26 protein-coding genes are annotated in these 18,396 nt (G+C 34.8%); 7 read left to right on the top strand and 19 right to left on the bottom strand.

The features are described from left to right. Positions 1–68: 68 nt before the first annotated feature. Entirely contained in the window at positions 69–551 is a 483-nt protein-coding gene (gene bsaA, locus ACW0JX_RS10365) for a glutathione peroxidase (RefSeq protein WP_000219434.1), read from the bottom strand. 224 nt (positions 552–775) lie between these two features. Between bsaA and ACW0JX_RS10360 the strand changes: the two genes are divergently transcribed. The 3 genes from ACW0JX_RS10360 (at position 776) to ACW0JX_RS10350 (ending at position 2,572) form a co-directional block, all read left to right on the top strand. Next, entirely contained in the window at positions 776–985 is a 210-nt protein-coding gene (locus ACW0JX_RS10360) for a DUF3925 domain-containing protein (protein ID WP_043938462.1), read from the top strand. Positions 986–1,080: 95 nt separating this feature from the next. Next, positions 1,081–2,052, top strand: coding sequence for an MBL fold metallo-hydrolase (locus tag ACW0JX_RS10355; protein WP_459245650.1), 972 nt, complete (start codon positions 1,081–1,083; stop codon positions 2,050–2,052). 85 nt (positions 2,053–2,137) lie between these two features. Beyond that, positions 2,138–2,572: a hypothetical protein gene (locus ACW0JX_RS10350; RefSeq protein WP_001174535.1), complete on the top strand. Its 435-nt coding sequence runs from the start codon at positions 2,138–2,140 to the stop codon at positions 2,570–2,572. Between the two features lie 57 nt (positions 2,573–2,629). On the opposite strand, the gene ACW0JX_RS10345 is transcribed toward ACW0JX_RS10350, so the two are convergent. Next, complete coding sequence (locus ACW0JX_RS10345) at positions 2,630–3,310, bottom strand: DUF3600 domain-containing protein (RefSeq protein ID WP_075717269.1); 681 nt, start codon at positions 3,308–3,310, stop codon at positions 2,630–2,632. Continuing rightward, entirely contained in the window at positions 3,307–3,885 is a 579-nt protein-coding gene (locus ACW0JX_RS10340) for a sigma-70 family RNA polymerase sigma factor (protein ID WP_144465436.1), read from the bottom strand. The genes ACW0JX_RS10345 and ACW0JX_RS10340 overlap by 4 nt, the downstream gene beginning before the upstream one ends. A gap of 208 nt (positions 3,886–4,093) precedes the next feature. Here ACW0JX_RS10340 and ACW0JX_RS10335 point away from each other — a divergent pair, with 208 nt between their 5' ends. Together ACW0JX_RS10335 and ACW0JX_RS10330 are read left to right on the top strand one after the other, a co-directional pair. Further along, a complete protein-coding gene (locus ACW0JX_RS10335; RefSeq protein ID WP_459245649.1) occupies positions 4,094–5,080 on the top strand; it encodes a quinone oxidoreductase family protein in 987 nt (328 codons plus the stop codon). Positions 5,081–5,109: 29 nt separating this feature from the next. Continuing rightward, positions 5,110–5,748 carry a hypothetical protein gene (locus ACW0JX_RS10330; RefSeq protein WP_053564665.1) on the top strand — a complete coding sequence of 213 codons (639 nt, stop codon included), beginning with the start codon at positions 5,110–5,112 and terminating at the stop codon, positions 5,746–5,748. Between the two features lie 44 nt (positions 5,749–5,792). Here the strand turns inward: ACW0JX_RS10330 and ACW0JX_RS10325 are convergent, their stop codons facing one another. The 6 genes from ACW0JX_RS10325 to ACW0JX_RS10300 form a co-directional block, all read right to left on the bottom strand. Next, positions 5,793–6,176: a VOC family protein gene (locus ACW0JX_RS10325; protein ID WP_098852613.1), complete on the bottom strand. Its 384-nt coding sequence runs from the start codon at positions 6,174–6,176 to the stop codon at positions 5,793–5,795. Between the two features lie 56 nt (positions 6,177–6,232). After that, positions 6,233–7,042 (bottom strand): sugar phosphate isomerase/epimerase family protein, encoded by an 810-nt coding sequence (locus ACW0JX_RS10320; protein ID WP_069355476.1) that lies wholly within the window; start codon positions 7,040–7,042, stop codon positions 6,233–6,235. 188 nt (positions 7,043–7,230) lie between these two features. Further along, the gene (locus ACW0JX_RS10315) at positions 7,231–8,400 is read right to left on the bottom strand and encodes a DEAD/DEAH box helicase (protein ID WP_000588597.1); all 1,170 of its coding nucleotides are present in this window, start codon (positions 8,398–8,400) and stop codon (positions 7,231–7,233) included. 19 nt (positions 8,401–8,419) lie between these two features. Further along, a complete protein-coding gene (locus tag ACW0JX_RS10310) occupies positions 8,420–8,947 on the bottom strand; it encodes a hypothetical protein (protein WP_000460216.1) in 528 nt (175 codons plus the stop codon). 90 nt (positions 8,948–9,037) lie between these two features. After that, positions 9,038–10,726, bottom strand: a complete 1,689-nt coding sequence (locus ACW0JX_RS10305; protein ID WP_014482011.1) for a formate--tetrahydrofolate ligase — start codon at positions 10,724–10,726, stop codon at positions 9,038–9,040. Positions 10,727–10,820: 94 nt separating this feature from the next. Next, entirely contained in the window at positions 10,821–11,501 is a 681-nt protein-coding gene (locus tag ACW0JX_RS10300) for a class I SAM-dependent methyltransferase (RefSeq protein ID WP_459245648.1), read from the bottom strand. A 205-nt stretch (positions 11,502–11,706) separates the two neighbouring features. Here ACW0JX_RS10300 and ACW0JX_RS10295 point away from each other — a divergent pair, with 205 nt between their 5' ends. After that, positions 11,707–12,045: a hypothetical protein gene (locus ACW0JX_RS10295; protein ID WP_001253201.1), complete on the top strand. Its 339-nt coding sequence runs from the start codon at positions 11,707–11,709 to the stop codon at positions 12,043–12,045. Positions 12,046–12,074: 29 nt separating this feature from the next. On the opposite strand, the gene ACW0JX_RS10290 is transcribed toward ACW0JX_RS10295, so the two are convergent. The 4 genes from ACW0JX_RS10290 to ytfJ form a co-directional block, all read right to left on the bottom strand. Next, positions 12,075–12,287 (bottom strand): hypothetical protein, encoded by a 213-nt coding sequence (locus ACW0JX_RS10290; RefSeq protein ID WP_000798747.1) that lies wholly within the window; start codon positions 12,285–12,287, stop codon positions 12,075–12,077. A gap of 69 nt (positions 12,288–12,356) precedes the next feature. Then, positions 12,357–12,677, bottom strand: a complete 321-nt coding sequence (locus ACW0JX_RS10285; protein ID WP_000761184.1) for a hypothetical protein — start codon at positions 12,675–12,677, stop codon at positions 12,357–12,359. A gap of 51 nt (positions 12,678–12,728) precedes the next feature. After that, entirely contained in the window at positions 12,729–13,505 is a 777-nt protein-coding gene (locus tag ACW0JX_RS10280; RefSeq protein ID WP_459245647.1) for an oxalate:formate antiporter, read from the bottom strand. 160 nt (positions 13,506–13,665) lie between these two features. Next, entirely contained in the window at positions 13,666–14,091 is a 426-nt protein-coding gene (gene ytfJ, locus ACW0JX_RS10275) for a GerW family sporulation protein (protein WP_000349991.1), read from the bottom strand. Between the two features lie 131 nt (positions 14,092–14,222). On the opposite strand from ytfJ, the gene ACW0JX_RS10270 reads away from it, so the two are divergent. Continuing rightward, positions 14,223–15,008, top strand: a complete 786-nt coding sequence (locus tag ACW0JX_RS10270) for a GNAT family N-acetyltransferase (RefSeq protein ID WP_459245646.1) — start codon at positions 14,223–14,225, stop codon at positions 15,006–15,008. A 25-nt stretch (positions 15,009–15,033) separates the two neighbouring features. Here the strand turns inward: ACW0JX_RS10270 and ACW0JX_RS10265 are convergent, their stop codons facing one another. From ACW0JX_RS10265 to ACW0JX_RS10240, 6 genes are read right to left on the bottom strand one after another with little or no spacing between them, the layout of a single operon-like run. Then, positions 15,034–15,915 carry a phosphotransferase family protein gene (locus ACW0JX_RS10265; RefSeq protein WP_459245645.1) on the bottom strand — a complete coding sequence of 294 codons (882 nt, stop codon included), beginning with the start codon at positions 15,913–15,915 and terminating at the stop codon, positions 15,034–15,036. Positions 15,916–15,948: 33 nt separating this feature from the next. Beyond that, complete coding sequence (locus ACW0JX_RS10260) at positions 15,949–16,377, bottom strand: GNAT family N-acetyltransferase (RefSeq protein ID WP_459245644.1); 429 nt, start codon at positions 16,375–16,377, stop codon at positions 15,949–15,951. A gap of 3 nt (positions 16,378–16,380) precedes the next feature. Then, a complete protein-coding gene (locus ACW0JX_RS10255; protein ID WP_459245643.1) occupies positions 16,381–16,746 on the bottom strand; it encodes a cupin in 366 nt (121 codons plus the stop codon). A gap of 12 nt (positions 16,747–16,758) precedes the next feature. Then, complete coding sequence (locus ACW0JX_RS10250) at positions 16,759–17,244, bottom strand: GNAT family N-acetyltransferase (RefSeq protein WP_088114941.1); 486 nt, start codon at positions 17,242–17,244, stop codon at positions 16,759–16,761. Continuing rightward, positions 17,241–17,801 (bottom strand): 2'-5' RNA ligase family protein, encoded by a 561-nt coding sequence (locus ACW0JX_RS10245; protein ID WP_459245642.1) that lies wholly within the window; start codon positions 17,799–17,801, stop codon positions 17,241–17,243. The genes ACW0JX_RS10250 and ACW0JX_RS10245 overlap by 4 nt, the downstream gene beginning before the upstream one ends. Before the next feature lie 6 nt (positions 17,802–17,807). Further along, positions 17,808–18,374, bottom strand: a complete 567-nt coding sequence (locus tag ACW0JX_RS10240; protein ID WP_001181853.1) for a GNAT family N-acetyltransferase — start codon at positions 18,372–18,374, stop codon at positions 17,808–17,810. Positions 18,375–18,396 lie beyond the last annotated feature (22 nt).

Here is an 18,396-nt window from a genome sequence, read left to right as displayed (position 1 = left end):
TTTAAAGAAAACGTCTCAAAGAACTACATTGTTCTTTGAGACGTTTTTTAATAAAGTGAAACTCCTGCTTATTCCCCAAGCACCTTCTCAATCTCAACCTCTAAATCTACCGGCTTCGTCTGCGGAGCAAAACGCCCTACTACTTTCCCGTCTTTTCCGATTAAAAACTTCGTAAAATTCCATTTCACTGCTTTCATACCAAGTAAACCTGGTGCTTGTTCTGTCATGTATGTATATAGAGGGTGAGCCTTATCACCTTTCACATCAACCTTTGCAAACATCGGGAAGTTTACACCGTAGTTTAATTCACAAAAGCTAGTAATGTCCGCTTCTGTACCTGGTTCTTGTCCCCCGAATTGGTTACAAGGAAATCCAAGTATTTCGAGTCCTTGGTCTTTATATTTATCATATACCTCTTGTAATCCTTTATATTGTGGTGTGAAACCACATTTGCTAGCTACATTGACAATAAGAAGTGCTTTTCCTTCGTAATCTTTTAACGATTTTTCTTCACCTGTAATTGTTTTAGCTGAAAAATCATAAACTGTCATTGTCTTTGCCCCTCTCTTCACTATCATTCTATGTTTATACTATACTACATTCGTGAATATACAGCTCTTATTACGTACTTATAAGTTGTAATGATAGCGCTTTATTTCTGTTCGAAAATTCGACACAAACTACTAGACTTTTATGATGGAAAGTTTTACAATTGAAATGTGAACAAAATGTGACAGTTTATATTCCATTATAAAAGAAAAGGATGGTGTTCATTATGAAAACTGCACAACATGAAACGATTTCAAATCGCGAGTTTTATTTCGTACTATATATGATGTTATTGTTTGTTACTGGCTGGGTAATCGATGTAAATGGTTTATTCTTAAGCTCCTACTTTAATTTAGCAGGAGAGATTATGCTTCCATTAGTAGGCGGGATTGTTGGACTGTTCATTATGTCTATTAATAAACAACAAACGAAATAATAATATTACAAAAAGGCAGAAGACGAGCTTCGTTTTCTGCCTTTTTTCTATTTTAGCGTATAATAAAAACATGCAGTATATAAGGAGTGGTAACTATGAAAAAAGTAGAGCAATTATCTTCTCACCTATATCTTATTGATGATTTCGATTTACAGCATAATGAACGAACAGGTACGTACGTTTTATTAGGTGACGATATTACTTTAATTGAAACTTGTGCAGCCCCTTCTCTTCCGTATATTTTAGACGGCTTACAACAATTACATATTGATTTAAACGATGTTAAAAACATTATCGTTACACATGTGCATTTAGATCACGCTGGCGCAGCTGGTTTAATGATGGAAAAGTGCCCAAATGCTACGTTATATGTGCATTCTCGTGGTGCTCGTCATATGATTGATCCAACAAAACTTATTTTAGGTGCAAAAGCTGTCTACAAAGAAGATTTCGATAAACTCTTTGATCCAATTCTTCCAATTGAAGAAGAACGTGTTCATATTGTACAACATGGTGATACGTTAAAAATTGCAAAAGACCGCACCCTTACATTTTATGATACACCAGGACATGCGAAGCACCATATTAGCATTCACGATTCATTAACAAACGGGATTTTTACTGGCGATACAATTGGAATTTATTATAGAGAACTCGCAGACGTTGATGTAGAGTTATATCTACCATCAACGTCCCCTTCACAATTCCAACCAGATGCGATGATTACTTCTAAAAATCACATTCAAAGTATAAATGTAGATACTATTTATTTCGGTCATTACGGCGCATCCTCTCATATTACAGAAGTATATAATCAACTGGAATATTGGCTACCTATTTTCGTTCATACTGGTAAGGAAGTCTTTGAAAAGTATAATGATTTCGATGAAGCAACTAAAGCTTTACAAACTTTGTTAATGGATAAAATCTCTTCTCATCTTACAAAGTTAAACGTTCCATCAGATCATTCCGTTTATAATATTTTACATTTAGATATAGAAATTAGCGCAATGGGCATTATTGATTATTTCACGAAGCAAGATAAAGCAAACTCCACTATTAACTAACAGTAAAAGAAGAGATATACAACAGTAGTTATTGTATATCTCTTCTTTTTTTGAATATATTTTGAGTAAAGGATGGTGGAATATAATGCAAAAAGTGATGCTATACCTCTGCTTCACATTATTTATCGTCTTATTATTATTTGTAGGAGTAAAAATTCAATTTTATTTAGATACAGATGCACAAGTGAACTTTAACGTTTATCCAAGATTATTCTACTTTACACTCTTCCCTCTTATAGTTGGCATTTTATTACGATTCCTTCAATCTATTAATCGCGAAACGAGTAAACAAAACTGGAGCTTTCAACCGGATAAATTTATTGCTATTACAGTGCCTACACTATTCATTTCCTTTTCCCCAGCACTACTCTTTTCACCACTTGCCGAATACCTACCTTATTTAGTTAATATTATTCTAATAAATACAACTTTTGTTACGATTATTAGTTTAATAGCTGGTTATTCCCTTTTAGATTGTTTTATACAAAAGGACAATGCAACGATGAAAAAATATAATTAAATGCTCTATTTTCTTTTAATAAAGAAAGCTCAAAACTAAAGCTTTGAGCTTTTTTACTTATCTCACCTTTTCATCTACATACTCCATAAACTGCTCCGCTTTAATAAATCTTTCTTTGTACGCCTCAGGTACTTCTTCTATTTTTATTGCACCAGTTGATTTTGTCTTCACTCGTACTATTTCATGTGTCATTAAAGCTTCCATATAGCGATCAAACTCTTCTTGCGTTAATACTTCTTTACTAGATTTATGGCCATTTAATTTATCAAAATACGGATGAAGCTCCATTACTACCTTTTTCAATTCCTCTTTTTTAGCTGGTGATAATTGATCATAATCTATATTACCATTCGAATCTCCGTACGCAAGCTTTGCATTTGTTAATTTTTTTAGTTCTTTTGTAAACTCCTCATATTCCTTCGTGCCCATTTCATCTTTCGCTTCTGATAACTTTGCATTAAAACGCATATACGCTTCTAACGTCATCGCTCCGGCGTGTTTTTTTAAATTCTCAAATGATCCGTATATACCATCCGCCATAATAGATTGATATGTAAAACCGGTCGTAGGGATTAAAAATGCTGCTGCAAGCACTCCGGCGATAAGACGTTTCTTCACCTTATTTCCCCCGCGATTCATTTTGATTTGAACAATTACTTTTTCTTTTAACTCCGGCGGGGCAACAATCCCCTTCGCTTCTTCTCGTATAGATTCTCTAACTCTACAATCTAAACTCATTTCACATTCCCTACCTCTCCTAAAAAGATTTCTTCTACTTGCTCTTTTTGACGTATTTTCTTTAATGCCGCATGAATTCTAGACTTCACTGTACCAATTGGAATATGTAATATTTGTGCTACTTCTTCTTGTGAATATTCGTATAAGTATCTTAAGATAATAACTTGTTTCAATTTATACGGTAATTTATGAATGAGTTCGATTAGTTTTTGGTTTGATATTTTACTTACAACATCGTTAGAAAAATCAATTTGCACTGGCTTTCTTTGCTCTTCTGCTTTTTTCATAATTCGTAGTCGCATCCACCTCTTTCTTCTATAAGAATGAATTTGTTTAATCGCAAGCCCAATTAGCCAAGGGCGAAATGGCTTCTCGCTATCATATTTACGAAGCGATTCATATAGCTGTATGTATACTTCTTGAACGACATCATCTACATCCGTTTTATCTTCAATTAAAAAATGTGCTGTTTTATATACTTCTTGAATCGTTACATCATACAATTCGCTATACGCTTCTTTATTTCCTGATAAAGTTAATCGAATTAAATGTGCGTAATCTATTTCAGCCTTCATATTCCAGCCCTCCTTTGTCTTACACTATATATTGGCAAGTAATTCATATTTCGTTCGATTTTTCCGAAAAAAATTTTTATATAAATTAATATTATGATTCAATGAGTTCATAAGCTTCACTTATAACCACGCATAACTATTATATAATTTTCCAATTTCTGATAAAGATTTAAAATGATTTATATAGTCAAATTTAGGAGGATATATGATGAAAGCTATCGTTGTAACGTCGTTCGGTGGTCCTGAAGTGATGAAATATACAGATTTGGATATACCGGCTATTTCAGAAGATCAAGTTTTAATTCTTGTTGTTGCTACTAGTGTAAATTTCGCTGATATTAAATCACGTTATGGCAAAAAAGGAAATAAAGCACTACCTTTTATTCCAGGTATAGATGCCACTGGTATTGTAGAACGCGTCGGTTCTCATGTGAAAAATATTCAACCTGGACAGCGTGTCATTGCTTTTCCTCAAAATGGATCTTACGCAGAGTACGTTGTTTCAAATGAAAATCTCACTTTCGTTTTACCCCATGAAGTCGACTTTCAAACCGCAGCTGCTTGTCCGATCGTATCTTTCACAAGCTATAATTTACTCGTGAATGTTGCAAGGCTTCAACAAAATGAATCCGTGCTGATTCATGCAGCTGCTGGCGGAATTGGTACTACCGCGATTCAACTTGCAAAACGATTAGGGGCTGGAACAGTTATCGGTACTGTCGGAAGTGAAACGAAAAAAGAAATCGCTTTAGATGCTGGAGCTGATTATGTTATTTGTCATCAAGATGAAGATTTTGTAGAGAAAGTCAATGAGCTGACAAACGGAGAAGGAGTGAATATAATTTTGGACTCTATTTCTGGAACTGTCTCTGAAAGAAGTTTAAACTGCCTAGCTTATTACGGTCGCCTCGTTCATTTCGGTAATGCAAGCGGTAAAATTGGCAATTTCAAAACGAAAGATTTACACGCAAGTTGCCGCTCTATACTAGGCTTTAGCTTTGGCACTACACGGAAAAAACGTCCTGAACTACTCCAAGAAACGGCAAATGAAGTTTTCCGTTATTTGCGTGACGGAAGTTTGCAAATGAAAGCTACAAAATCTTTTCCCCTTCAAGATGCAGGGAAAGCACATGAATGGGTCGAAAGTAGAAAAAGTACAGGGAAAGTAATACTAACTGTTCAGTCTTCTTCCTGAAATGAATACTTGAAACAGAGGTGGCATTCATGGGATCACGAATTATGCATGTTATTATCGCTAACGGTATTGCTGAGAAACTATGTATTCAAGATAAAACTTCTTTCTTACTTGGAGGGGTAGCCCCTGATGCGGTTCATTCAGCAGAAGAAAAAGGAACTTCACACTTTTACGCTGGTACAACGAAGAACTATACGAGAAGAATAGATTATGATTCATTCTTTCATAAATACGAAGCACATATAGATTCCCCCTTTATTTTAGGCTATTATACCCACCTCATTGCCGATGATAATTGGCTAAGTGGCTTTTTTCTACCATGGCTAAAAAATAGAATAGAGAATGACGAAACCATCGCACCCCTGTACTATAACGATTTTAAACTGTTAAATGCAAAGTTGCTTCATCATTACGATCAAGAACAACAGCTCTTCTCTCTTCTCAATCAAGAGGCTCACATTGTGGATATTGAAGAGGTTTCTAAAGAAAACGTTTTAGCTTTTCGAAAGTATCTTTTTGAAGATATGTTGTATCCTGAGCAACATTTGCATGAAGACTTACAGGTGTTTACGTTTAATCAAATTGTCGGTTACATTGAAACCGCTATTGAAAAAGGTGTATTTTTTATTACACAACTCTCTCATGAAAAATCCACTTCAAAGATTTAATCCCCCTCAATATATTTGAGGGGGATTTTCACATAGCAATATTATTATTGATTCTTCTCCATAACCGCAAAATAATTCCCTTCACTATCAGCAAAGTTAAACACTTTACCAGAAGGCATAGTTACCATTTCTCCAACAGTAACATTTTTATTTTTTAAACCTGCATATAATTGATCCAGATTTTCTGAGAAGAACATTAAGGACGGTGTACCAAGATTTAATTCTGGGCTCATTTTCGAAATAACTTCTTTATTATGTAATATAATGCTCGTTTCAACACCGTTAGTTGGAGCAATTTCAATCCATCTCATTCCTTGCTTGTTATCTTCCTCTGCAACTACATGAAACCCTACCTTTTCCGTCCAAAAATTTACTGCCTCATCTTGATTATTTACATATAACATAATTTGTCCTACTTTATGAATCATTTGTATTCCTCCTATTGTTTTTTTACATTCTATGTAGCTTTCTACAGCTGGTATCATTATTCCTTTTGAGTTGGTATGTACTTCTTTGCAAAATTTATCGACTGACTCATCCCATCCAGTTCGTCAAAATAATTGTTTCTTTCAATCATGTTATATCCGTCGAATCCAATTTCATCTAATACTTTGAAGAATATATCGAAATCCACTTCACCATTTCCTACTGCTACTTCTATATACTTACTTGAACTATTACTTTTCACTTCTTTACAATCTTTAATATGAGTTTGTACTATATAATCTTTTAATAGTAATAAACCTTCTAACGGATTTTCATTTACATCACTTATTAAATTTGCTGGGTCAAAGTTAACAGCTAGTCCTTTCGAGTTTGCATTTTCTAAAAATCGTTTTAATACTATTGCTTTTTCAGATCCTGTCTCAATAGCAAAGACTCCCCCAAATTTGAATGCTAATTCTCCTATCTCATAACAAACCCGTATCATTTTATCATAGCACTCACTTTTTTCATCATCTGGAACTTTCCCAATATGAGCTGTTATGATCTTTGCTCCCAGCTCCAAACCTCTGTCAGTAATATATTTAATCTGATTTATTGTACTGTCAACTTCTGTTCCTGTAATTCCATTTTCTCCAAAACTAATTGCTAATGATGGAATCTTTATTCCATTAAAAGATAAGCTTTTCTTTAAAGCAGTCCATTCTACCACTGGAATATTAGCTAAGTTGAAGTTTTTATTCATAGCATATAATTGAATATATTCTAAATCCCATTCCCTTGCTTTTTGTATTCCTTCGTTTACTTCAATATGTTTCGTATTCAAAAACATTCCTAATTTCCTATCCATATATGAACCTTCTTTTTATCATTTCGCATCAGTTTAATATTCGACTTTTTTTATATTACTTCCTTGTACATATGTTGATTAAAAAAGTGATAATAGATACATTTCAATAATCATTAATAAAACTCCTTGTATTATTCAATTGCAAATAAAAAAGACGTAACTACAAATAGTTACGCCTTCCCCATTATTTATCTAGGCTTTTTCTTCCCAGTAAATGCTGGTTTCTTTTTCTTAGGTGCTGGTGGCTTCGATTCTACAAATGTTCCTTTGAACATTTCTTGCTTCGTAAATACGATGCCTAGTTTTTTCGCAAATTGTAGTAATTTGCGCTCTTCTTGTGGAGTTACAAGAGATACGACAGTTCCTTCTTTACCCATACGTCCAGTACGTCCTGAGCGGTGAATGTATTGGTCTACTGTGTCTGGTAATTCTAAGTGAATTACATGTGTTAAATCATCAATATCAATACCGCGTGCTGCAATATCAGTAGCAAGTAGGATTTCTAATTTTCCACCGCGGAAAGCACGCATCGTTGCTTCACGCTCTTGTTTACTTGCTTCTGCATGAAGAGCCGCTGCTTTCATTTTACGGAATTTCAATTTCTGAGTAATTTCATCTAAACGGAATGGATCGTTTAAGAAAGCAACTGCTTTTACATCGCCCATATGCATAATTCTTCTTACGTAATCATTTTTTTCGCGTCGCTCACAAATGATATACGTATGCTCAACTAAGCTTTTTGATTCTGCACGTGTTACACGTACTAATTGTGGTTCAACTGCTAAATCACGTGCCGCATCTTCTGCCGCTTTTGTCATTGTCGCCGAGAAGAATACTAATTGACGATCGCGCATCGTTGATTTAATTACATCTTGCACTGCACCCATCATTTTTTGCTTTACAATTTGATCAAACTCATCAAATACAATTGTTTTTACTTCATGCATTTTTAGCTTTTTCATACGAATTAATTCTAAGATACGGCCTGGTGAACCGACAATTACTCTTGGGTGTTTCTTTAATTTTTCAACTTGGCGCTTAATATCTGCACCACCAATTAAAGATGCACCTGAAATTTCAGTTCCTGCTGTAAATTTTTGAACCTCTTCATGAATTTGCATTACAAGTTCACGCGTTGGAGCTAAAATAACAACTTGTGGCTGTTTTACTTCAGGATTAATTTTATGTAAAAGGGGTAATAAGTACGCTAATGTTTTTCCTGTTCCAGTTGGAGATTCAGCTATAACGTCTTGTCCTTCTAAAATAGTTGGAATCGCTTGTTTTTGAATTTCAGTTAATTCTTTAAAACCAGCCTTCTCCCAAGCTTCTTGTAAAAATGGTTGCATATCTTTTATCATTTGTTTTTCTCCTTTATCTCTATTTTTGAAGAAAATGCTGTATTGTTCGCACCGTTTCTATCATGTGTGAAATAACAGCTATTAAATCATCAACATGGTCTTCTGTAATCGCTTTTTGAAATAGAACCTCTACCTTATTATGATATGAAATCGCTTGCTTATTATATTCGTATGAAACTTTCTGCATAATCATTCTTTCTTTTCCCCATATAGAACGCATTAAAGTTTCAATTTCTTCGCATCCTACTTCTGGTTGTTCTAACGGGAATGAAAATGCTAGCTTCATTTCACAACCTGGTGTAAACTGAGGCACTTCTAGTATTTCACCAGACAAGTTCTTTGCATCCACAGATAATGAAAATGTTGCTTCTACTAATGGTTCGAACGGTTCTGTTAATTGAAATGAGATATGATATATACGACTTAATGAGGCAAGGTCCATCATATCTTTTCGATCTGTTACAAGAATATCTCCATGTAGATCAAAATCATACACAGCACCTTCTACGATTACTTTTAAATTGTCAAAAGCAGTTGGATCAAACATAATTTCCTCCAAAAAACAGGCGCCTTTCGATGGAAAGGCGCCACTTGATGTATATATAGTTTACAGATAAACGAGATGAATTACAACCTTTTAGAATAAACCTACTGCTTTTCCATCTTCATTTACATCCATTTGAAGTGCTGCTGGTTGTTTTGGAAGACCTGGCATTGTTAACATTGTACCTGTTAACGCAACGATAAAGCCTGCACCGATAGATGGTTTTAACTCACGAATTGTAACGATAAAGTCAGATGGACGACCTAATTTTGTTGCATCGTCAGAAAGAGAGTATTGTGTTTTCGCCATACAAACTGGTAGGTTACTCCAACCTTCTCCTTCATATTGAGCTAATTGCTTACGTGCTTTCGGAGCAAATTCAATATCTTTTGCGCCATACACTTTTTGAGCAATTGTACGAATTTTTTCTTCTAATGGTAATTCTAATTCATAAAGTGGTGCGTAGTTGTTTTCACCTTTTTCGATTTCTTTTAGTACTTTTTCAGCAAGGTCAACTCCGCCTTGGCCACCCTTCTCCCAAACTTCTGTTAAGGATACTGCATAGCCACGCTCATTACACCACTCTTGTAAGTATGTAACTTCTGCATCTGTATCTGTAATGAATTTATTAATTGCAATTACGAAAGGCACACCAAAGCTTTGAATTGTTTCAACATGCTTCTGTAAGTTTTCCATACCTTTTGCTAATGCATCTACATTTTCTTCTTTTAATTGATCTTTTGCTACGCCACCATGCATTTTAAGCGCACGAATCGTCGCAACAATAACAACTGCTTCTGGTTTAATGCCAGCTGCACGAGCTTTAATATCTAAAAACTTCTCAGCGCCTAAATCAGCACCAAATCCAGCTTCTGTAATAACATAATCACCTAATTTTGCTGCCATTGTCGTAGCGATAACACTGTTACAACCGTGAGCAATATTCGCAAATGGTCCGCCATGAATAATAGCTGGTGTATTTTCTAATGTTTGTACTAAGTTTGGTTTTAATGCGTCTTTTAATAATAGCGTTAACGCACCTTCTACACCTAAATCTTTAACCGTTACAGGTTGATTTGCAAAGTTATAAGCAACTACGATGCGAGATAGACGCGCTTTTAAGTCTTGAATATCTGTTGCAAGGCAGAATACGGCCATAATTTCAGATGCGACTGTAATGTCAAAACCGTCTTCACGTGGTACACCTTGTACAGGTCCACCAAGACCAATTACTACGTTACGAAGGGCACGATCATTTAAGTCAACACAGCGTTTCCAAACAATTTTACGCGTATCAATTCCAAGTGTGTTTCCTTGTTGGATATGATTATCAATAAACGCTGCTAATGCGTTATTGGCAGTTGTGATCGCATGGATATCTCCAGTAAAGTGAAGGTTAATGTCTTCCATTGGTACGACTTGTGAAAAACCGCCACCTGCTGCTCCACCTTTTAATCCCATCGTCGGTCCAAGAGATGGTTCACGAAGTGCAATTACTGTTTTCTTACCAATTTTGTTAAAAGCTTGACCTAAACCAACTGTTACTGTTGATTTACCTTCTCCAGCTGGAGTTGGGTTAATTGCTGTTACTAAAACAACTTTACCGTCTTTCTCATCTTGTAAGCGCTTAAAAATATCAAGAGATAACTTACCTTTATAATGCCCGTATGGCTCTAATTCATCTTCTAAAATATTTAAATCAGCTGCAATTTCTTGAATCTTCTTCATACTCGCTTCTTGTGCGATTTCAATATCGGATTTCACTGTTGTAGTAGTTGTCATATACCCTAGTCCCCCTTTAATTGGTTCTGATGATATTGTATCAGTTTTTTGTATTTTCTGCACTTATTTACCTCCTAAAAATTCTTTCATTTCTTTATACGTTTTTTAACATAAATACCCATAAGAATGTTAACGATTGTTGTAACTCTGTAGGTAGTTGACCTAACATCTTCTCATTTACTCCGCGCTTATATACGCCGATGCCATCTATAACTTTAAAACCTTGTTCTTTCGCTAACTGTTCAAATTCCCAAGGCATCATCGTATTACAAACAACGTCTTTTCCATACAAGCGAGGATAACTGTTCTCTCGTGGCTTTGCTGTCGGTCCTAAAATTGCAATACATGCATATCCATCTTTCTTTAACACACGCTTTATTTCATTTAACGCTCGTAATGGCTCTTCCGTCCATTCTAAAGAATTAATTGCCATAATTGATTCAAATTGCTCATTTTCAAATGGTAATGCAGAAAGATCTCCTTTTATAAAAGATAAATTCGGTCCTTCTCCGCGCTCCTTACCTTTTTGAATCATCACTTCCGATAAATCTACTCCCACTGCTTTATAGCCTGCGCTACTTAATTTATATGTACCGTACCCATCACCACAACCAACATCGAGCACTTGTGCTTCTTTCTTCACGTATTGTTCAAAAAACGGAATAATTGTACTCCTACTCCCGCTATCCCACATCTCTTGACTATTTTGATTCCAAAACTCTGCGCTACTATCCCATTTCTTCTCTGCTGATTCATGCCAATTAAATGTTGTCATACATTCCCCTACCTTCACGCTTTATCACTCATTTCATTCTACATCATTTTCCAAAATTCCTGTTTTATCTTCATAAGGAGATATACATGCTAATGAAGGAATCTTTATTCTCCAATTTTTGCTTTACTTGGGTTTAACTCATACTCATGTTCTTCTCTTTATGAAAGATACTATAGGTACACCCAATTGAAAGAGAGGGATGTACATGCGAAGAAAGAGAAATCATCATTTTAAAAGTGGTGAAAAAAACGAAGAGTATGCAGCTGAAATATCACCAGCTGGCATTCCAATTAGACATAAGCGTAAAGAAATTGCAAATGAGATAGAAGGTACAAATACCGGTGCAATGGTAGGCTATGTCGCTTTATTTCTTTCGTTATTCTCCATTGCTTTTTATCCAGTTACGCTCGGCTCCCTAGCAATTTTAGTTGGCCTATTAGCTGTCAATTTCGGAGCAAGAACGCTTGGATATACAGCAATTGGTTTTGGTAGTTTTTCTGTTTTATTTACTTTACTTTATCCGCTTGCTTTGTCAGCGTTTTAAAAAAACACACCAAGTTATACTTGGTGTGTTCATTCATGATACAACATAATATGACCGCATCCACAACAATGTTTCGCTGTAATTTCTTGAAACACTGGATAATTTTCTTCATCCCTATGCTCAATAAATACTTTTTCAAACCGATACATGTTTGGTGCATATGCCCAATCTTGTTTCGTACGTGCATATAATGTTGAGGAAAAAAACTCCTCACCACCGCAAACGATACATGTGTTCTTCATCGCTATCCCTCCTATGCTTGTCTTACTTCATCTATATGAACATAAGCATAAAAAAAAGACCTTCTATTACTAGAAAGTCTTCTCTGAAACAAAAAGAAATGTACCAAACATTCCTACTCCGCTATATTCTTTTGAAACACCAGCTTCTGTTTTAAATGTTTGCTTTACAGTCATAAAGAATACACCATTTCGTGCATCTGTACTTTCAAATTGTAGTTTTTCTTTTTTACCATCTACATTTTGCGTGCATTCAAAACTACTCTCATTACAATTCAACGCATACTTATCCTCTACATACACTTTAAAATCTGATTCTTTCGGACAAGTTATAAGTAATATTGCCACGAGAATAATACTTACAATACCCACAATTGTATAATATTTCTTCATTTGTACTCCTTTCAAATGACAAGAAAACTTGACTTCATGCGCCAAGTTTTCTTAGTCAACAACCCATTGCCACTCTTGTTCTTTCTTATCAAAAATGAGCCAACCTGTTTCTGTTGCTTCCTCTTTCAATTCATCGATATTATCTAGCACCTCATCCGTACTTTCATACGAACCAACTACATATACCGGAATTTCAAGACCTCTTCTTGACTCAATCTTCCCTGCTAGATCTATGTAAAGACCATCTTCCATTAGTGGAAGAAGTCCCATAATCAATTCTTTTGAAATTGCTGGGAAAATTTTTGATTTTTGGAAGAAAGAAAAACGTTTCTTACCGAAAGCACCGAGTTTATAAGGAATGACTTTACTTAACATTCCTACAAAATCGGCAATTCTACGATAATACACTTTGTTGTACCATCCGTCATCATGTGAAAAATAAACAAATCTATTTTTCAACAGCGGAAAGAATGTTCTTGCAAGTGGTTCTTTTTTGTGAGCCAAATATAATAATTCTGCAATTTCTTTCGGCTCTAATTCATCTAAATCGCTTGCATCATCAAAATCTACCCAACAAAATTCATCAAATTCATCAATCTCTGCTTGAATTAACTTATGTATATTTTCTTCCTCAACATATTCAAATAAAGTATGATAATGAAAATCCGTCCATTCAAAGTTGTGCTTCAAAAGCAACACTTGATGAAGCGGTGAAGGGATGTTACTCGCAAACTCTTTAAACGTAATTCCTGATGTAATAAAACAATGACCTCGACGATTACCATTAATATATATCATATTCTTTACTTGGTCAGATCCTCCAGACAAAGCACCTAGCCACCTTCGTTTTATATGTTTCAATTCTATAGCATATTTTAACATGAAAAATTTTAGAAACATAGAAAAAACTTCAAAAACTATTTACAATTTCATGTGTTTTATTACATAGTGATTACAAGAAAAAACGCCTGCTCATAAGCAGGCGTTTTTAAAGGATTTCATCAGGGTTTTGAGGATGATGATTTCCCTCTTTCTTTTCTTCTTTTTGGAACATCGATTGAATTTTATCAATTGTTTGTGGAGCTAATTCAATCATTTTTTCTGCTAAATGTGTCGCATTTTGTAAATGAAGAATATTTACTCCATCTTTATTCACCACAAGAAATGCTACTGGTGTAATCGAAACACCACCCGCGCTACCGCCACCAAATGCAGGGTTACCGTTCGCTCTTTGTCCATCATTCGTTTGGAAATCAGAACCTCCTGCTCCAAAACCGAACGCTACTTTAGAAACCGTTAACACCACACCACCGTCAGCCGTTTGAACAGGCTCTCCAACAATCGTATTTACATCAACCATTTCTTTTAAATTTTCCATTGCTGCTTTCATTAACCCTTGAATTGGATGATCCACCGTTCATAACCTCCTTTGTCATATCTTTCCTAGTTTTTCCGAAAGTTTGTGAACTAAACATAAAATTTTATATTGATTTCAAAAAACTTAAGTTGTAATATTTAGAAAAATAAAAAAGAGGTCGATTCGTTATGATGCGAAAATTAACAAAGAAAGATCATGAACAAGTATTCGCTTACCTAAAAGAAGAAGCAGCCCTTAACTTGTTTATTATTGGAGATATTGAAGCTTTCGGTTATGACACAGATTTTCAAGAATTATGGGGAGTATTTAAAGAGAATGGAACATTAAAATCAATTTTGCTCCGCTTTCATGAGGCATTTATACCCTATAGTAAAGAAGAATTTGTTACCACTGATTATGAGGCACTTCTTTCCGCATATAAGCCGCTTAAACTCTCTGGTAAGTCAACTATTGTAGAAAAGTTTGAAACTGCTCCAAGTCTACAATTAGGCGTCAAAAATGAAATGTATTTTTGTGAATGTCTAAATGACAACAACTTACCTAGCACACCAATTCATGAAACAATTAAACTTGCCACACTAGATGATGTAGAGCGAATTATGCAATTGCGAGGTAACATTGCTGAATTTCCAGTTGCTAATGAATCAGAGAAAATATTAAGACAAGCTCTCAAAACAAATACAGGACGCACATATTATATTGAAAAAGACGGTGCTATTATTGCATCCGCCTCTACTTCCGCTGAAAATTCATTATCCGCTATGGTAGTTGGTGTATGTACACACCCAAATTATCGCGGAAATGGATATGCTTCACTCATATTGCAAAAAATGATTCAAGACTTTACGAAAGAAGGCCGAGCACTTTGTTTATTTTATAACAATCCAGCTGCTGGACGTATTTACAAACGATTAGGGTTTAAAGATATTGGGATGTGGACGATGTATCGATAATTAAAAGCCGATTTAAAATCGGCTTTTATACATACTGTGCTATTCCAGCTTCAAAGGCTTTCTTATCATTATTTAGTACACCAAATAATGCTTCTTGAAGAGCAAATGTACTTTTGTAAAAATACATTCGTTCCCTTACTGCTTCTAAATTAGGATAATGTGCTTCAAATAGTTGTAAAAACTCTCCTCCATAACTAGCTAATATACCTGCAAAATCATAAGCAGGATCTCCAATGCTCGCACCACCAAAATCTATGACCCCTGAAATATCCTTTTTTGTTGCACTATATAAGATGTTTGTCATGCCAAAATCCCCATGAACAAGACTCGATGTAAAATTAAAATGGCTCTCTTCATTTAAATACGTTTCAAAAGATAATGAAACTTCTCTTTTTGCCTCTTCTCTCATGTATAGATAAACATAATCTTTTAATTGACTATATAAACTATTTGTTTCTGCATATATATCAGCACTATCATTTTGCATAATACCTTCAAATGTGGATAACGGAATTTCATGCAATTCTTTTAAAAATCCCGCCAATGTGCACGCAAGTTTCTGTAATTGCTTTTCATCATTTATTCCCGTAAAAGTATTTTTCCAAAACGGTTCCCCTTCAATCATTTCATATCCTGCAAATACTTTTCCTAGCACTTCCTCTTGCAATCTTTGATAACTTGGATCAGGAATTTGGATCGTAATAAATGGTCGTATTTTCTCCAGTAACTTTGTTTCTACTCGAAGTTTTTGAATACCTTTTTCATATTTCGGAAAACGAAATACTATATTATCATTTATAATTAAAACATCATTATTTTGGCCAATTTCATTTACATGTGCCGATTTTATTTGTAGTTCAGGATACACACTTTGTAAATACGCTACATACTCATTTTCTTTTCTCATGCTTTCGCGCTTCCCTCATTCAGACTATTATACTCACTTCAAAGTCATAATTACCTGTCTTTCAACAAACCCAAACTCTTCGTACATCTCTTTTGCAAAGTTCCCAGTAAATACATTCAACCTAATTTCTGAATATTTCTCCTTCAATTCCTTAATACCAGCTTCCATCAGTTCTCTCGATAATCCTTTCCCGCGATATTCTGGGAAAACGTACAATTCATATATAAATCCAAGTTTTTCACAAGAAAAATAGTCTGTATTTTCCCCTATTAATATCCATCCCATTACTTTATTTGCTTCTTTAACGATTAAATAATATGCTCCTTTTTCTACAATCGGCTTTGTAATTTCAATCGCTTTCTCGGTACTTAATTGACAATTCCCTCTCGTCCCTTCAAAAAGCGATTGCGCCGCATATTTTAATATTTCATTGGTATCTTCTTGATTCGCCTTAATTATCATTTTTCACAACTCCCCTTGAATAATAGGCATTACTATCCCTTGTTCAAGATTCTCCGCTTCCATAACAATTGCCGTTAATCCTTGTTCTGTACTTGTTTCATGGAGCTCTCCCTTCTCCCAAAACACAGCTTGTCCCGCCTCTACCTTTATCTTTTTTTTATTTGCCCCACATACATATCCTGCTCCGTCCACAATAAGAAGCAGTTGAGATACAACTGCTTCATGATTACCGATGATTCCATTCTCGTGTAAATGCATAGCACCGATATGTACATTTCCTTGATGGTTTACTATTTTCGACATGATGAAATTAGATTGAAATACTGATAGGTGCTTTCCTACTTTTTCACTAAAATCAAAAATTTTCATTACTAGTCCTCCTTATACGTATAAAACCATCCTTACTGTCTGCATCATATGTCCTTCAAAGTCTTCTTCAAATTGCTCTAATTCAGCAAAACCTTTCGCTTCATAAAAGCGTTTTCCTTTTTCATTTGCTGCTTCTACATGTATGTACAATTTCCGTATCCCATTTAATGCCTTAATCCCTCTTTGTAATAAAGCACTTCCGATCCCTTTTCCTTGCTGATCTGGCAACAAATAAATTGCCCCTAATTCTGCTTCGTTTTGTAGTCTAACAGGTGAAAAGTTCGCAAATCCTATTACTTCACCCTCTTCTTCCGCAACGAATAAATGTGTATTTTTAAGGCGATATTTCATTTTTTCATCAGAATATGCCTCGTCTAAAAAACTATCTTGAATCTCTCTCGGAATAATGCCTTCATATGTATCATGCCAAGCTATTTTCGCTACTGATTGTACAGCACGAATATCCTCTTGCTTCATTTCTCTAATTACATATGTCATCTCGATGTCTCCATTCTCTTTAAATTATATTCTGCTAATATACTAGAAGAAATGGCAGAACCATTTTCATAATTCACCTTAATTAATTTTAATTTCTCAATTGAAGCTGTTGCAAAATCAAATTTTTCATAAATATATTCCATTACACTTAAAAACTGCTTTGTATGTAATCTATTTGCAATCGTACAATGCGGAACCCATTTTCCCGGTACGTAATATGAATTTGGATTGTCATGAAAATTTTTAAAATAATCATGGTAAGAATGATGAAGTTTTAAAAATTCATCGGTAACAGTCGGTGCTAGAAAGACCGTTCCATTAGTAGGAAAAATTCCAACAGAAGGAAAAGTTACTGCGTCCATATTTTCTTGAATAGCTACAAACTCCCCTAGTTTCTCCGTATACAAATGAACATCTAACTCATTATAATCCGCAATCGTTATATGAGGTTCTACTCCGGCTAATTGATTTGTTCCAATTACATTTGTTAATTCATTTTGCAGTTCTGTAATTTTATTAGTAAACACACGATCAAATGTAGCAATGATAGGGTACAATCTTTCTCACCCCTTCGTTACACATAGCGCTTCCCATTCTTCACGAATCATGCCCATTCGAATAGAATCATAGTATGTGCCGTTATAATAACGACACTTTCGCATTCTACCTTCTAAGCTCATTCCTATTTTCTCTGCTACTTTCATCATTCGTTCATTGCCAGACCAAGTCGTGATTCCTACTCTACCAATCTCCATTTTTTCAAATAGCAAATCTCTATATAATGTCAATACTTCCGTACCGTAACCACCATTCCAGTATGTTGGGTCATAAATCACAAGCCCCATCTCTAACCAACGCGACGGTTTATATTCCCAATAAAACCCGACTGTCCCAATGATTTGACCGTTATTTTCTATAATTAAATTTGACAGTGGTTCTTCTTTTAAACGAGTTTGCATCTTCTCTTTATAGGAAGAGTATTCTTGCATTGAGAACGGGAAATATGGCGCATCCCATTTCTTCCATTCTGGGCTTTCTTCTTTAAATATGATATTCCATAATGTTTTTATATCTGATTCTTCTATTGTACGAATTGTAACTTTCTTCCCCTTTAATACAACGTTTTGCATAATTCCCTCCTGCATTTCTCTT

Source organism: Bacillus sp. C-3-6 (assembly GCF_054509685.1).
Note: the sequence above shows the minus strand (reverse complement) of the source record. Positions and strands in the feature narration are given on the sequence as shown.